16 protein-coding genes are annotated in these 16256 nt (G+C 37.4%); 12 read left to right on the forward strand and 4 right to left on the reverse strand.

What is annotated here, in order from left to right; translation table 11 throughout:
- Both WFZ86_RS07670 and dctA read right to left on the reverse strand, forming a co-directional pair.
- Entirely contained in the window at positions 1 to 1422 is a 1422-nt protein-coding gene (locus WFZ86_RS07670; RefSeq protein WP_342691397.1) for an APC family permease, read from the reverse strand.
- A 90-nt stretch (positions 1423 to 1512) separates the two neighbouring features.
- Positions 1513 to 2790 (reverse strand): C4-dicarboxylate transporter DctA, encoded by a 1278-nt coding sequence (dctA, locus tag WFZ86_RS07675; RefSeq protein ID WP_342691398.1) that lies wholly within the window; start codon positions 2788 to 2790, stop codon positions 1513 to 1515.
- 329 nt (positions 2791 to 3119) lie between these two features.
- Between dctA and WFZ86_RS07680 the strand changes: the two genes are divergently transcribed.
- The 4 genes from WFZ86_RS07680 (at position 3120) to WFZ86_RS07695 (ending at position 5243) form a co-directional block, all read left to right on the forward strand.
- The gene (locus tag WFZ86_RS07680; RefSeq protein WP_342691399.1) at positions 3120 to 3524 is read left to right on the forward strand and encodes a hypothetical protein; all 405 of its coding nucleotides are present in this window, start codon (positions 3120 to 3122) and stop codon (positions 3522 to 3524) included.
- 144 nt (positions 3525 to 3668) lie between these two features.
- Positions 3669 to 4052 (forward strand): lysozyme inhibitor LprI family protein, encoded by a 384-nt coding sequence (locus WFZ86_RS07685; protein ID WP_342691400.1) that lies wholly within the window; start codon positions 3669 to 3671, stop codon positions 4050 to 4052.
- Positions 4053 to 4055: 3 nt separating this feature from the next.
- Positions 4056 to 4397: an iron chaperone gene (locus tag WFZ86_RS07690; protein ID WP_342691401.1), complete on the forward strand. Its 342-nt coding sequence runs from the start codon at positions 4056 to 4058 to the stop codon at positions 4395 to 4397.
- 24 nt (positions 4398 to 4421) lie between these two features.
- The gene (locus WFZ86_RS07695) at positions 4422 to 5243 is read left to right on the forward strand and encodes an alpha/beta hydrolase (RefSeq protein WP_342691402.1); all 822 of its coding nucleotides are present in this window, start codon (positions 4422 to 4424) and stop codon (positions 5241 to 5243) included.
- 87 nt (positions 5244 to 5330) lie between these two features.
- On the opposite strand, the gene WFZ86_RS07700 is transcribed toward WFZ86_RS07695, so the two are convergent.
- The gene (locus tag WFZ86_RS07700; RefSeq protein ID WP_342691403.1) at positions 5331 to 6245 is read right to left on the reverse strand and encodes a TIGR01777 family oxidoreductase; all 915 of its coding nucleotides are present in this window, start codon (positions 6243 to 6245) and stop codon (positions 5331 to 5333) included.
- Positions 6246 to 6365: 120 nt separating this feature from the next.
- Here WFZ86_RS07700 and WFZ86_RS07705 point away from each other — a divergent pair, with 120 nt between their 5' ends.
- The 8 genes from WFZ86_RS07705 (at position 6366) to WFZ86_RS07740 (ending at position 13901) form a co-directional block, all read left to right on the forward strand.
- Positions 6366 to 7028 (forward strand): TetR/AcrR family transcriptional regulator, encoded by a 663-nt coding sequence (locus tag WFZ86_RS07705; RefSeq protein WP_342691404.1) that lies wholly within the window; start codon positions 6366 to 6368, stop codon positions 7026 to 7028.
- Positions 7028 to 8335, forward strand: a complete 1308-nt coding sequence (locus tag WFZ86_RS07710) for an ABC1 kinase family protein (protein ID WP_342691405.1) — start codon at positions 7028 to 7030, stop codon at positions 8333 to 8335. The genes WFZ86_RS07705 and WFZ86_RS07710 overlap by 1 nt, the downstream gene beginning before the upstream one ends.
- A 2-nt stretch (positions 8336 to 8337) precedes the next feature.
- On the forward strand, positions 8338 to 8493 hold the full coding sequence (locus WFZ86_RS07715) for a DUF2256 domain-containing protein (RefSeq protein ID WP_201296271.1): 156 nt from the start codon (positions 8338 to 8340) through the stop codon (positions 8491 to 8493).
- Positions 8448 to 9752, forward strand: a complete 1305-nt coding sequence (locus tag WFZ86_RS07720; RefSeq protein ID WP_342691406.1) for a DASH family cryptochrome — start codon at positions 8448 to 8450, stop codon at positions 9750 to 9752. The genes WFZ86_RS07715 and WFZ86_RS07720 overlap by 46 nt, the downstream gene beginning before the upstream one ends.
- A 3-nt stretch (positions 9753 to 9755) precedes the next feature.
- The gene (locus WFZ86_RS07725) at positions 9756 to 11240 is read left to right on the forward strand and encodes a cryptochrome/deoxyribodipyrimidine photo-lyase family protein (protein WP_342691407.1); all 1485 of its coding nucleotides are present in this window, start codon (positions 9756 to 9758) and stop codon (positions 11238 to 11240) included.
- 38 nt (positions 11241 to 11278) lie between these two features.
- A complete protein-coding gene (locus tag WFZ86_RS07730; RefSeq protein ID WP_315140257.1) occupies positions 11279 to 11563 on the forward strand; it encodes a TIGR03643 family protein in 285 nt (94 codons plus the stop codon).
- 22 nt (positions 11564 to 11585) lie between these two features.
- Entirely contained in the window at positions 11586 to 12269 is a 684-nt protein-coding gene (locus WFZ86_RS07735) for an SDR family NAD(P)-dependent oxidoreductase (protein ID WP_342691408.1), read from the forward strand.
- A gap of 210 nt (positions 12270 to 12479) precedes the next feature.
- Positions 12480 to 13901 (forward strand): SDR family oxidoreductase, encoded by a 1422-nt coding sequence (locus WFZ86_RS07740; protein ID WP_342691409.1) that lies wholly within the window; start codon positions 12480 to 12482, stop codon positions 13899 to 13901.
- A gap of 67 nt (positions 13902 to 13968) precedes the next feature.
- On the opposite strand, the gene WFZ86_RS07745 is transcribed toward WFZ86_RS07740, so the two are convergent.
- Entirely contained in the window at positions 13969 to 16179 is a 2211-nt protein-coding gene (locus WFZ86_RS07745) for a heavy metal translocating P-type ATPase (protein ID WP_342691410.1), read from the reverse strand.
- Positions 16180 to 16256: the final 77 nt, after the last annotated feature.

The following is a 16256-nucleotide window of genomic DNA, read 5'->3' on the forward strand; positions in this document are numbered from 1 at the left end:
CTACTCTTTCAACACCTTACGTTGTGTAACATAATACACTGGAATACCCGTAAGCATAATCAGTACGCCCCAACCACAAGTAGAGAATTTGGTAAACAATAACGAAATACAAATTGCCGAAGCAATTACAATATACAAACCTGGCAAAAACGGATAGCCAAACGCTTTGTAAGGACGCTCGGCATCGGGCATTTTTTTACGCAAAATAAAAATACCATAGATGGTCAAAATGTAAAAAATCAATACAATGATGATTACAAAATCCAATAAATCGCCATACTTACCTGTCAAACACAAAGCCGAAGCCCAAAAACACTGTGCCCAAAGCGCCCATCCTGGTACACTTTTCTCATTCAGTTGTGCGGCTTGTTTGAAGAATAAACCATCTTTTGCCATCGTATAATACACTCTGGAGCCCGCCATAATCAATCCGTTGTTGCAGGCAAAAGTCGAAATCATAATCATTACTGCAATAATCACCGTACCGTAATCACCAAAGGTATATTGAGAAGCAACCACCGCTACCCTATCGGATTTGGCTGTAGCAATTTCTTCTATCGGAATAACCGCCAAATACATCAAATTGGTCAAAACATAAATAATCGTCACAATGAAAGTCCCTAGAAACAAACTCAAGCCCACATTGCGTTTTGGATTTTTCAGTTCGGCTGCAATAAAAGTAACTCCGTTCCAAGCATCACTAGAGAACAACGACCCCACCATAGCAGCAGAAATACCTGCCAAAAGTGCTGTTCCAGCAATTGGTGTCCATTGTTTCGTGTCTAAATTATAGGATTTGGTTTCCCATACGTCCGTCCAGTTCACGTCCCAAACCTCTGCTTTTGCCGCAAGGATAAATCCAAAAACAATCAATCCAAAAAGAGACAAAATTTTGATAATGGTAAGTACGGTTTGCAGCGTTTTGCTGTCTTTTACCCCGCGACTGTTGAGATAGGTTAAGAAAACAATGGTAATGATAGACACAATTTGAGCCGCGTTGAGTTGAAAAGCGCCCAAATCGAGCAAAATATTTTCATCACTCAATGATGGAATCAAATAGGCGGCAAACTTAGAAAAACCTACACCCACCGCAGCAATAGTTCCGGTTTGAATCACTGCAAAAAAACTCCATCCGTACAGAAACGCAATCAATTTGTTGTAGGCTTCTTTTAGATACACATATTGTCCGCCAGCATTGGGCATCATAGCGCTCAATTCGCCGTAACTCACCGCTGCAATCATCGTAATTAGGCCAGAGATTAACCAAATCAAAGTAAGCCAAGCAGCAGAACCTACTTGACGCGCAATATCGGCACTTACAATAAAAATTCCTGAGCCAATCATCGAACCTACTACGAGCATCGTACCATCTAAAAGTCCGAGTTCACGTTTAAAATCTTCGGGTTTGTTTTCTTTGTTCATAGTTGAAGTTAAAATTCATTAAATAAAATTGGTTTTCGCCAGTTGTTAATCGCATAAAAAATGTGAGTTCACTCTTTAAAAGTAAAGGCGTTATCGCAATGCTTTTTCTAAGGCTTCCTCATCGAGTTGATTTTCCCAACGAGCAATGACAATTGTAGCAACGGTATTGCCAATAAAATTAGTCAATGCTCTACATTCTGACATAAATTTATCAATACCAAGAATCAGCGTCATTCCAACTACTGGCACATCAGGAACGACAGCTAATGTAGCGGCCAAAGTAATAAATCCAGCTCCCGAAACTCCCGCAGCTCCTTTTGAACTTAGCATAGCAACAAGTAACAACAAAATTTGTTTGTCAAGAGATAAATCAACATCACAGGCTTGGGCAATAAAAAGTGCTGCCAAAGTCATATAAATATTCGTCCCATCCAAATTAAAAGAATAGCCGGTTGGGATTACCAATCCAACGACTTGTTTGGCACAGCCTGCTTTTTCTAACTTCTTCATCACATTTGGCAAAGCCGATTCAGAAGAGCTAGTACCTAATACCAAAACCAACTCTTCCTTAATGTATCGTAGCAATTTGAAAATATTGAACTTATTGTACCAAGCAACAGCCCCTAAAATGATAAAAATAAAAAAGGCGGAAGTCAGGTAAAAGGTAATTACCAATCCTCCTAATTTCAATAAAACAGACAAACCAAATTTACCCACTGTAAAGCCCATCGCTCCAAACGCACCAATTGGAGCCAGCTTCATCAATATTTCGACGATTTTAAAAATGGGATGCGACAATGCGTGTAAAAAATCAAGTACTGGTTTACTTTTATCGATAGTCAACGTAATCCCAATACCGAACATAATCGAAACGAAAAGTACTTGCAAAATGCTGTCACCAGTGAGGGAACTCATCAGTGATTTTGGAATAATATCTAGTACAAAGTTGGATAAATTATGCTCCTTTGTGGCATCAATATAATCTTGTATAGATTTGGGGTCTAGGGATTTTGCATCAATGTGCAGGCCGGCTCCAGGTTGAATAATGTTACTTACTAACATTCCTATAATCAAAGCCAAAGTTGAAAAGATAAAAAAGTAAATAAATGCTTTACTGGTAATCCTTCCCATTGCTTTTAGGTCGCCCATAGAGGCAATTCCTGTAGTAACTGTTACAAAGATTACTGGGGCAATAATCATTTTTATTAAAGCAATAAATCCGTCTCCTAAGACTTTTAAATTCATCGCTTTTTCGGGTACAAAATGACCCAATAAAATACCCGCTAGAATAGCAAGGAGCACCTGAAAATAAAGAGCTTTATACCAAGGTTTGGGCAAAGTTGGAGCGGTATGCACTTGAAATGACATAAGAAATCGGTTAGTTATAGTTGGCTAAAGATATACTTTTTTGCTAAAAATTGAATGTTATGAAAAAAGAATCCTAACAAAGGCTAAAAAAGCAGGCCACAAATTCACAAATTCTTTTTTAAATCTTTTACTGACTAAAAAATAAAAAAAAGATTTTACTATTTTTGAGAATGTTTACATAAGGGTACTTTGTTTCCTTTTAGCCCCGGGAGGAGCGGCATCCTTTGTCTTTTTTCTTTAAAAAGGCAAAGATATAGCGTATCACGGGACTTTGATGGCCAAAAAGCCGATTGTTACTGCTCCTAAAATTCACCATCTTAAAATGAACTATGTCAGAACGCATCGACATCATCAATAATTTTAATCCCTTAAAAGGAGATTCAGACGCTGACACTTTTGTGAGGTACAGAAAGTGTAAATGGCTCTTACTCGTCAATGGAATTTTGGCAGGAATTTCTTTTTTGTTTGTTTTCTTGGCAATTATAAATGAATACTTAGTGCTTGAAAATCTGCCAAAATGGAGCAAAAGCGGAGGAATGTTTCTGGTTTCATTTTCGTTTTTTATTAATTTACAAAGTGAAATTTATAAAACGCTTTTACTACAACATTTAATTAGAATCGAAAACAAGAACGGTAACCAAATTGAAGAAATAAACTCGAAATTGAAGATTATTCTTAGTAATATCACCAATACCAAAAAAGGATTACCTATCTTCTACTTGCAATTTTACTGATTATCGGAAGTGTAATCCAAATGCTTTCTGAGGGAGGCTTTCAATATTGGAATTATTTCATACTCCCTTTAATCCTCTTATTGCTTTTAGGTATTTATAGAACGTTTTCCAATTACAAAGCCTTAAAAGAAAACATTACTGCATTTGAAAATCAAACACTTTACGCCTAATTCTCCAATGAAAAAACTTCTACTGTCCCTATTATTTTTGGTATTTACCTTTTCGGCTGTCACGGCACAAACTCAGTTAGAGATGAACGAAAAAGCTTCGCTAGATTACAAGAAAGCCGATGGAGAACTCAACAAAACCTACAAAAAATTGGTTTCGCTTTTAGACAAAAATGAAAAAGCGTTGCTCATTCAAGCGCAAAAAGATTGGATAAAATTCAGAGACTCGCATTGTAAATTTGAGGCTGACCCTTATACGGGTGGAAGCATAAAACCTTTAATTTGGTTGACTTGTTTGGAGGAAATAACCAAAGAAAGAACCAAGCATTTGAAAGAAAGTCTCAAAAATCTAAACCAATAAGATATGGAAACCGTAGCCTCTTATTTCGCTAAATTCCCCGAAACCAGTCAGAAAAGAATGCAGCAAATTAGAGCGCTCATTTTGGAAAAAGCGCCCGAGGTTCAAGAAAGTATTAGCTACGGAATGCCCGCCTACAAAACAAATGGAAAACCGTTGATTTACTATGCGGCTTTCAAAAATCACATTGGTTTGTATGCTACACCTTCTGGCCATACGCATTTTGCGGATGCGCTTTCGTCTTACAAACAAGGCAAAGGCTCCGTGCAGTTTCCGAATGAACAGCCGCTTCCGCTTGATTTAATCGCTGAAATTATAGTGTTTAGAGTGGAAGAAAACAAGAAATAGCCTTTTCAAAGCAACAAGTATAGTATGAAATATTCCTTTTTAGTCCTTTTTTGTATCCTTCATTTTTCTGTTCAAGGGCAATCCGTTTTAAAACAAAGCACGCCTTTGACGATTGGTGAAGTGAAAACCATAGCGTCTTCAATACTAAAAGAAGATAGAACGTTAAATATCTATTTACCTCAAAATTACGATGCGACCAAAGCGTATCCCGTAATCTATCTTCTTGATGGAAGTAGGAATGAAGATTTTCTGCATATTGTAGGTTTGGTTCAGTTTTTTAACCTTCAATTCAAAATGCCAGATTGTATTTTGGTAGGCATTGCCAACATTGACCGTAAAAAAGATTTTACTTTTTATACCGATAAAAAAGACTTTCAAAAAGAATTTCCCACTACGGGACATTCGGCGGAATTTATCAATTTTATTGAAAAAGAGTTACAGCCCTTTATCCAATCGCAATACAAAACCAACGGAACCAACTACTTAATTGGTCAAAGTTTGGGCGGACTTTTAGCTATTGAAATCGTCCTAAAACGCCCCAATTTATTCTCTCATTACTTAATTGTGAGTCCAAGTTTGTGGTGGGATGACGAAAGTTTACTAACACAAGCGCCAGAATTACTATCAAAATTAAGCCTTCAGCCAAAATACATTTACATAGCAGTTGGAAAAAAAGAGCATCCTGTGATGCAAAAAGATGCCGAAACATTAGTTACTATTTTGCAAAAAGCACAATTGAAAGACACCAAGATAGATTTCAAGAGTATGCCTAATGACAATCACGCTACTATTTTGCACCAAAGTATCTACGAAGCTTTTCTTTTGTTGTTTCCATTTAAAGAATAAAAAAACCTCATTTCGCTATGGCAGCAGCAAAATGAGGTTATTACAACAAACTACAAGTAACAAATTAAACTATTAAAACAAATTCTTCTATTTTTTTAAGCAATCTCGCAAAGCGAAATCGAGATTTTTAAATTGAAAGCGGAAGCCCAAATCGAGTAATTTATCATTAGAAACCCGACGCCCCGTGAGCAACAAAAGTGCCATTTCGCCTAAGGCTAATTGCAATACAAAGGCTGGAACCTTGGGCAACCAAACCGAATAACCATAAATATAAGCTAAGGTTTTGGAGAAAAGCGTATTAGTAGTACTGTCTTCTATTGCGGCATTGTAGGCGCCAACCATTTCTTCATTCTCCAACGCTTCTAGATAAATGGCACACAAATCATGAATATGAATCCAAGGCATATATTGTTTACCGGAACCCAATGCCGAACCAAATCCATATCGAAAAACAGGAACCATTTTTTGTAGAAAACCTTCATTTTTACCAAGAACTAATCCAGTTCTTATTTTCACAGTTCGGATACCAAGTGCTGCTATAGCATCAGCGGCTTTTTCCCACTCTTGGCAAACTTTACCCAAAAAATCATGAGCAACTGGTGATTTTTCGGTGCAAATTCCTTCTCCATTCAGAGCGCCATACACTCCAACACCAGATGCCGAAATAAAGGCTTTAACTTTTTTATTATTGGATTGTAAAACTGAAACCAGCAAACCCGCAGATTGCACTCTACTGTCTAAAATTGCTTTTTTACGTGCTACGGTCCAACGCTTATCACCAATAGATTCTCCAGCCAAATGAATGATATAGTCGGCGTCCATAACAGCTTTCTCTTCTATACTACCCGTAGAAACATCCCAAGTATAATAAGAAATCCCTTCTACATTTTTCATTGGTGTTCGCGTCAATACATTTACAGCATATCCCTTGTTGAGTAACATTTGAGTCAAATATTTTCCAACAAAACCAGTACCTCCAGTTAACAATACTCTCTTTTTCATCTTATTGTTTTTTTGTGTTATCAAAATAACTTATACAAACATAGGTTAAAATTTTGTTTAACATTATTAATAATAAGTTAAACAATAGTATCTTTATACTCTAATTTAAATGGAACAACAATGGCAACTAAAAAAACAGCAATATCCAAAGACAAAATCGTATCCTATTATATGGATTATGTAGTAGAGCACAATGAAAAACCAAAATCAATTTTCCAATTTGCTAAGCTAAACGGATTTAGCGAAGCAGAGTTTTATACTTTCTTTGGAACACTTGAAGCTATAGAGAAAGAAATCTTCATCCAATTCTTTGATAAAACCATTGAATTGCTAGAAAAAAACCCTGCCTATCCAAGTTATGAAATGCGATCCAAACTGTTGAGCTTCTATTTTACGTTCTTCGAATTACTTACAGCGAATCGAAGTTATGTTTTATATGCATTGCAACAACATAAAAATCAGTTAAAAAACGTAATGCTTTTAGCTGATGTTCGTAAAAAATTCAAAAACTATATAGGTGAAATTACCACCGATGATTTCCGCATTCAAATAGAGCGTTTTCAGGAATACCAAGAAAAAGCGACAAAAGAATCGCTGTGGATTCAGTTTTTACTCACCTTAAAGTTTTGGATGGACGACAGTTCGGCTGGATTTGAAAAGACAGACATCTATATAGAAAAATCGGTAAAAGCAGCTTTCGAATTAATGAACATCACTCCTATCGAAAGTTTAATCGATTTTGGCAAATTTATTTTCAAAGAAAAAATACAAAAACAAAACTAATGAAAACCATAGACTATATTCCTACTTCAAAGATTGAACGAGCGACAAAATTGGTGCAAACAGGTGCAAAAGTAGGTGTGAATTACCTAAAATATTATGGCGAAAAAATTGTTAACTCAGACTTAACTAGAGACAAACTCAACGAAGACAATGCCGAAGATATTTATGACGGCCTAAAAAGCTTAAAAGGAAGTGCGCTAAAAGTAGCACAAATGCTGAGTATGGACAAAAATTTTCTGCCACAAGCCTATGTAGAAAAATTTTCATTATCGCAGTTTTCTGTACCGCCGCTTTCGGCTCCTTTGGTACTCAAAACCTTCAAATCGAATTTTGGCAAAACACCTTATGAGATTTTTGATGAATTCAATGCCGAATCGGTAAATGCAGCAAGTATTGGTCAAGTACATTTGGCCAAGAAAAACGGAAAAAAATTGGCTGTAAAAATTCAATATCCAGGTGTTGCCAATAGTATTTCTTCGGATTTGGCTTTGGTAAAACCAATGGCGATTCGAATGTTTAATCTACAGGGCAAAGATTCTGATAAATACTTTAAAGAAGTAGAAGACAAATTGATTGAAGAAACCAATTATACTCTTGAACTAAAACAAAGTCAAGAAGTAGTTGCTGCTTGCCAAAAGATAGACAACTTGGTTTTCCCTGCTTACTATCCTGAATTTTCATCCGAAAAAATCCTAACGATGGATTGGATGACAGGCAAACATTTATCTGAGTTCACTGCCGAAAATCCCAATCAAGAAACTGCCAACAAAGTAGGACAAGCACTTTGGGATTTTTATATGTATCAAATTCACGTCTTACGAAAAGTACACGCCGACCCACATCCTGGGAACTTTTTGGTAGATAGCAACCAGCAATTGGTCGCATTGGATTTTGGCTGTATGAAAAGCATTCCGAATGACTTTTATGTTCCGTACTTTGAATTAATCAACAAAGAAATCATTGACAACAAACAACTCTTTAATGCCAAATTGTTTGAGCTTGAGATTTTAAGAAAAGAAGATACTCCAGAGGAAATTGCGTATTTCACCAGTATGTTTTATGATTTGCTATCGCTCTTCACTTTGCCGTTTCAAAACACGCATTTTGATTTTTCAGATGAAGTCTTCTTTAACAATATTGCGCAATTGGGCGAACGATTTGCCAAAGACACCAACCTGCGTAAGATGAATGGTAATCGAGGTTCCAAGCATTTTATTTATATGAATAGAACCTTCTTTGGTTTGTATAATTTGATGTTTGACCTAAAAGCTTCCATCGCCGTAAATCAATACCAAAACTATTTATAAAATTGAAAAAAACGCACTTGCCTTCCAAAATATGCGTGGTCTGTAATCGCCCTTTTGATTGGAGAAAAAAATGGGAAAAAGTTTGGGACGAAGTAAAATATTGTAGCGAAAAATGCAGAAGAAACAAAAAGGAATCGTTTGGTTCAGAAATGACTTAAGAATCGCGGATCATCCAGCGCTACAAAAGGCTATTGCCGAAAACGAAAGCGTCGTCGGTGTGTATTGTTTTGACCCAAAACAGTATGCAACCACGTTTTACGGGTTCAAAAAAACGGCCCATTTTCGAGCTCAGTTTACCATAGAATCGGTTCAGGAATTAAGAGCAAATTTGGCAACACTTGGCATTACGCTTTTGGTGTATCAAGACGCTGCGTCAGCTATAATTCCAAGTTTAATTGAAAGCACATCTTCTACAACGATTTACTTTCAAAACGAATGGACGAGCGAGGAAAAAGAGGAAATCGAAAGAGTGAAAAAAAATTGCAGCCCAACTGTAGAATTTGTCGCGACCTATCATCAATTTTTATTTCCACCAGAAGTAATTCCGTTTTCAATAGCTGAAATACCTGCTGTCTTCACACAATTCAGAAATGCATGCGAAAAAAAAGCAATCGTTCCAAAAATTGGAAAGCTAACCGTTCTACCCAAATCCAATTCAATTGACATGCAAACCGCTATTCCTACTTTAGAAGACTTAGGATTTACAACATTTCAAGAAGATCGAAGAACCGCTTTTCCTTTTCGTGGTGGCGAAAATCAGGCTTTGACAAGAGTGCGAGAATATCTCTGGAACACCAAAAAAATCAGTCAGTACAAACAAACCCGTAACGGATTGATTGGAACAGATTACAGCTCAAAATTTTCGCCTTGGTTGGCCAATGGATGCATTTCACCCAAAACCATTTATTGGGAAATCAAGCGCTACGAAAAAGAAGTAGAAGCCAATGAGTCTACGTATTGGTTGGTTTTCGAATTGATTTGGAGGGATTATTTCAAATACATTTCGCTGCAAAATGGTAATGCGATTTTTAAAATTGGAGGCATTCAAAACCGAGATTATCAATGGTCGCAAGACAAAAAAGCCATCCAACAATGGATTAACGGCACTACGGCTGCACCTTTTGTGAATGCAAATATGCTGGAATTGCAACAAACAGGTTGGATGAGCAATCGTGGACGACAAAACGTAGCTTCTTACTTTGCCAAAACTTTACTCTTAGATTGGAGAATTGGAGCGGCCTATTTTGAATCGATGCTTTTGGATTATGACGTACACAGCAATTATGGCAATTGGATGTATGTTTCAGGTGTAGGCAACGACCCTCGTGATAGAAAATTCAATGTCGCCTTGCAAGCTCAAAACTATGATAAACAGTCCAAATTCCAACAACGCTGGCTTCAACAACAACTTTTTTAAAAGATGAATTCAAATAAAAAACATATCAATATCGTTTGGTTCAAAAGAGACCTTCGTTTGCAGGACAACGAGGCTATCCATAATGCAATCCAATCTGGTCAGCCTACACTTTTACTATATGTTTTTGAAAAATCACTGCAAAACGATACGCACTACAGCGCAAGACATTGGAATTTTATCAAGCAATCTATCGTAGCCCTCAACGCAGAACTGCAACCGTATCAAACAAAAGTATTAGCTGTAAATGGAGAAGTCATTAGCACCATTAATAGCATACTCGAACTATACACCATCAAAAATGTCTACTCGCATCAAGAAACCGGAATAAGAATTACGTACGATAGAGACAAAGCTTTTAAAAGATTTTGCAAAAACAACCAAATTAATTGGGTCGAAAACATCAATAATGGCATTTTTAGAGGGCTAAAAAACCGAAGCAATTGGGTGGTGCAATGGGAGAAATATATGAATGAACCGCAATTTGCATTCTTACCAAATGACAATAGCTTTTTAGAATTGCCCCAAATTGAACAGCTAGAACGCTTGTTAGAAAAGACAAATTTAGTAACCATTCCCGATGCTATTTTTCAAAAAGGTGGGACAGAAATGGGACAGAAATATTTAGACTCCTTCTTCAAAAACCGTTATTTCAATTACAGCAATCATATTTCGAAACCTTTACTAGCGAGAAAAAGTTGCAGCAGAATCTCACCTTATATTGCTTGGGGGAATTTATCTACCCGAGAAGTACTGCAGCGAGCCGCTACTTTTCGATTGATTTGTACCAATAAAAAACAAATCGATTCATTTGTGTCGCGACTCACTTGGCAAGCCCATTTCATTCAAAAATTTGAAATGGAAGAAATTATGGAGTTTGAAAGCATCAACAAAGGCTATCACGATTTAAAAAAGAAAATCAATTCCACTTATGTCGAAGCTTGGAAAAAAGGACAAACTGGTGTACCTCTCGTTGATGCAGCCATGAGATGTTTGAACGAAACGGGCTACCTCAACTTTAGAATGCGAGCACTTTTGGTGTCGTTTTTTACTCATAACCTTTGGCAACCTTGGCAAGAAGCTACACAACATTTATCGCAAATGTTTTTGGATTTTGAGCCGGGCATTCACTACCCGCAATTGCAAATGCAAGCAGGTGAAACGGGTGTCAACTTATTGCGCATTTACAATCCGATAAAAAATAGTTTGGAACACGACCCACAAGGAGAATTTATCAAACAATGGGTACCCGAGTTACGAAATTTGCCATTGCCTTTCGTTCATCAACCTAGTAAAATGACTTTTTTGGACCAAAAATTCAACAATTTTGAATTGGGAAAAGACTATCCAAAACCGATTGTAAATATTGACAGAACTCGAAAATTTGCTTCGGATTTTTTATGGAAAATGAAGAAAAATCCATTGGTTAAAGAAGAAAGCAATCGGATTTTAAAATTACATACCCTAGCCGATATTGGCGATAGCGATTAAAAAAACAACCTAGAACATCTATCAAAAAAGCTTTAGCTATGCCCAACAAAATAGCCCTTACCGAATTAGAAATCGACCGAATTATAGAAATGGCTTGGGAAGACCGAACCACTTTCGAAGCCATCCAATTGCAATTTGGATTAAAAGAACAAGAAGTCATCGACTTGATGCGTACCGAAATGAAACCTTCAAGTTTCAGACTTTGGCGTGCCCGTGTGCAAGGTCGAAAAACAAAACACGAAAAACTTCGAAATTTTACCGAAGGAAGATTCAAATGTACTTTACAGCGACAAATCACCCACAACAAAATATCAAAACGATAAACCAAACTCAACACATTACATTATGAAAAACATCGTAATTATTGGCGGTAGCAAAGGAATTGGTAGCGCGATACTAATGCAACAATTGCAATCGAATCAAGTAATCAACATCAGTAGAACAGCGCCAGATGTATCGCATCCCAATTTAACGCACTATGCCGTTGATGTTTTACAAGACCCACTTCCTGACATTGAAAACGTGGATACTTTGATTTATTGTCCGGGCTCGATTAACTTAAAACCAATCGGAAACCTCAGCATATCGGATTTCAAAAACGATTTTGAAATCAATGTCATCGGTGCTGTAAAAGCCATTCAAAAATATTTGCCAGCCTTGCGAAAAGGACAACAGCCTTCGATTCTTTTGTTTAGTACAGTTGCTGCCAAATTAGGAATGCCATTTCACGCGAGTATTGCTACTGCCAAAGCAGGTGTTGAAGGATTGGTAAAATCATTAGGAGCGGAACTGGCTTCAGTTGTACGCGTAAATGCCATTGCGCCTACAATTACAGAAACTTCATTAGCAGCGGGTATTTTAAGAAATGACAGAATGAAAGAAAACATGATTGAACGCCATCCGATGAAAGGGTATCTAAAACCTGATGAAGTAGCGCACATGGCGAATTTCTTAATTTCAGAAGAAGCCAAATCCATTTCGGGACAAGTTTTTGCCATGGATTATGGTATGGTTAGTTTTAAAATATAAAACCATTTGATTCAAATTAAAGAAAAACAAAAAAAATAATCAAATAGAATTCTAGATTACCAACAATAATTGACCAGAAAAAATATAAGAATTAGTAACCAAAAAACATGATTCAGACAGTTTTATCGATAATTTTAGCAATTCTATCGGTTATTTCTAAGATTATACAATTTTTTCAACTATATTGTTATCAATCAATTAACAAACCAAATGAATATTCTTTTAACAGGAGCCACAGGATATATTGGAAAGCGACTACTGCCTTTGCTAGTGGCCAAAGGGCATCATGTGATTTGTTGTGTAAGAGACAAAGACCGTTTTACGCTTCCCGAGGAATATGTTAATCAAGTTCGTGTAATAGAAGTAGATTTTTTGAATCAAGAAAGTTTAAGTAGCATTCCCAATGATATTGATGCCGCTTATTATTTGATTCATTCCATGTCAGGTTCGGCCAAGAATTATGATGAGCTGGAGTATGCCTCTGCTTTGAATTTTGTAGACCGAATGAACCTCACCAGAGTAAAACAAGTAATTTATTTGAGTGGTATCGTTAATGATGTTATTTTATCGAAGCATTTGGCCTCACGAAAAGCAGTTGAAGATGTTCTTAAAACAGGCCTTTTTGCCATCACAACTTTAAGAGCTGGCATCATTGTAGGCTCAGGAAGTGCTTCTTTTGAAATTATCCGTGATTTGGTCAACAAACTTCCTGTTATGATTACTCCAAAATGGCTCAATACCAAATGTCAACCGATAGCCATTACGGATGTTTTAGCCTTTTTGATAAAAAGTTTACATCAACCTGAAACTTACGATCAAAACTTTGACATAGGTGGACCTGATATTTTAAGCTATAAAGAAATGCTCTTAGGATTTGCACAAGCGGCAGGATTGAAACGCTACATCTATACAGTTCCAGTAATGACACCCAAATTGTCATCGTATTGGTTGTATTTTGTTACTTCAACAACTTACAAACTCGCTGCGGCTTTAGTCAGCAGTATGAAAGTAGAAGTAGTTTGCAAAGACAATCGAATTAACGCATTACTAGGAGTTGTGCCTATGACTTACAACGAAGCGGTTGCAAGAGCGCTTGTGAAAATAGACAAAGACGACATTGTGTCAAGTTGGAAAGACGCTATGATTAGTGGTCAATTCACTGGGAGTGTTGCCGATTACCTCAAAGTACCTAAAAAAAATTGCTTTATCGATCGTCGCAAAAAAGAAATCCTCAACCGCTCCTATACCACAGAACGCATTTGGTCTATTGGTGGCGAAACGGGTTGGTATTATGGCGACTGGCTGTGGGAAATACGCGGTTTTCTTGACAAATTAGTTGGAGGTGTGGGTCTTCGTAGGGGACGTACCAACAAACACGACATTCATTCAGGTGACGTTTTGGATTTTTGGCGGGTATTGTATGCCAACAAAAAAGAAGGCAAACTCGTTTTGTATGCCGAAATGAAACTCCCCGGAGAAGCTTGGCTAGAATTCAAAATCATACACAATACGTTATACCAAGCCGCCACTTTCAAACCCCATGGTTTTTGGGGCAAATTGTATTGGTACTCCGTTCTCCCTTTTCATGGCTTCATCTTTGAAGGCATGATTAATAAATTGATTAAAAAATAAATTCCAAATTCCAAGGCTACTGCGACAACTTGGAATTTGGAATTTGCTTTTTTAAAAGTTTACTTCCCTATAACTTTTTCAATTTCAATCGTAAACTGTTGCTTACCACACTCACGCTACTCAGTGCCATAGCTGCACCCGCTAGCATTGGGTTGAGTAAAAATCCATTAAACGGAAATAGAATACCTGCCGCGACAGGAATGCCAATCACATTATAGATAAAAGCCCAAAATAAGTTTTGGTGAATCGTAGCAACAGTAGCTTTAGACAAACGAATCGCTTGTGGAATCTTATGCAAATCGGAGGTCATTAGCGTCATATTGGCGACTTCCATCGCAATGGCGCTTCCTTTTCCCATAGCAATACTGACATCGGCTTGGGCCAATGCGGTGCTGTCGTTAATTCCATCACCCACCATAGCTACTGTTTTGCCTTGAGCTTGCAATTCTTTGATAAAATCAGCTTTTTGTTGAGGCAACACTCCGCCTTTGTAGTGAGTAATTCCCGTTTGTGTAGCCATCGCTTGCGCGGCTTTTTCAGCATCGCCCGTTAGCATATAGACGGAAATCCCCATCTGTTCTAACTCACGAATAGCAGCCACTGAAGTGGGTTTTACCGCATCCGAAATGGCCAAGAGGGCTAAAACGCTAGTTGCATTAGCAAAGCCAATTACGGTTTTGGCTTCGGCTTCCCAAACGGTACTCTTTTGAAGAAAGTCTTCGTTTATTTCGATTTGGTTGGCTTTTAAAAAAGAGGGATTCCCTACAAAATAATCCTCACCGTCCACTTTAGCTCGAACGCCTTTCCCTGTTATACTCTCGAAATTCATTATAGAAACCATTGGAACTCCTTGCAAATAATGAACTACGGCTTCCGCCAAAGGATGCTCTGATTGCGATTCAATACTCAACAAAATAGAACGCAAATAAGAATCGACAGTACTCCACAGTTCATCAGTTACTTTGGGTTTTCCTTCGGTGATGGTTCCTGTTTTATCTAGAACGATGGTGTCTATCTTTTGTGCCAATTCTAAACTCAGTGCATCTTTAATAAGAATACCATTTTCGGCACACTTACCTACTCCAACCATAATGGCTGTTGGAGTTGCCAATCCCAAGGCACAAGGACAAGCAATCACTAAAACAGTGACCAAAGCCATAATACCTTGCGTAAAGCCATTTTCTCCCCCTAAAGTCCACCACAAAACGAAGGCTAAAACAGCAATTGCCATAACCACAGGTACAAAAATACTAGCAATAAAATCGACCTTTTTCTGTACAGGGGCTTTACTTCCTTGAGCTTCTTGTACCGTTTTGATAATATGAGCTAAAAGCGTTTCGGAACCAATTTGGACCGCTTTGAACACCAAACTACCTTTTTGATTCAACGTACCTGCCCAAACTTTTTCGTTTACCTTTTTGAGTACAGGAATGGGTTCACCACTCAACATACTTTCATCCACATAAGAATCGCCACTTATCACAACCCCATCGACTGCAATACGCTCGCCAGGTTTTACCAGCAATCGATCCCCAACTTTGACTTGTTCGATGGAAATTACTTTTTGTTGCTCGTTGTCTAGCCACAAAGTGACCTCATTAGGTTGCAACGCCATCAACTTTTTTATGGCCGTGGAAGTATTGGATTTGGCGTTTTCTTCCAACCATTTGCCCAATAAAATAAAAGCAATCACTACTGCTGCTGCTTCAAAATAGACGTGTCCGTGTAGTCCTTTTTGATGCCAATACTCAGGAAACAACGTATTGAATACACTAAACACATAAGCGACACCCGTACTCAGCGCTACGAGTGTGTCCATATTGGCTGTACGATGTTGGGCTTGCTTCCAAGCATTTATAAAAAAACTACTTCCAAATCCGAAAACAACAGGAGTTGCTAACACCCACATAATTTCGTTAGCATAAGGCATTTCCATAAAAAACATTCCAATAATTACAATGGGCAAAGCCAATAGCAGAGCCCAAATGGTTTTGTTTTTTAAAGTGGTCATTTTTTCTTCTTGTATCGAAGACAAGGTTTTATTTTCATTGGCTTCTTCTTCAATAAACAAATCATAGCCTGCGTCTTGCACCGCTTTTTGGACTTCGGATAGGGTAATGATTTTTGGCAGAAACTCAAGAGAAAGCATCGCCGAAGCATAGTTAACTTCGGCTGAAACAATCCCATTTAAGGCTTGAACCGTAGAAGCGATTCTATTGGCGCAAGACGCACATCCCATTTGTAAAACAGGAATTTGTCTCTTTATAGTAGTTTTCATAGTATACTGTTTTAAATTACAGTACAAAATTAGACGTATTCTAAATGAGAAGTATTACACAATTATCCAAAAGAATT

It is taken from the genome of Flavobacterium polysaccharolyticum (genome assembly GCF_038739875.1).
Lineage (GTDB): Bacteria > Bacteroidota > Bacteroidia > Flavobacteriales > Flavobacteriaceae > Flavobacterium > Flavobacterium polysaccharolyticum.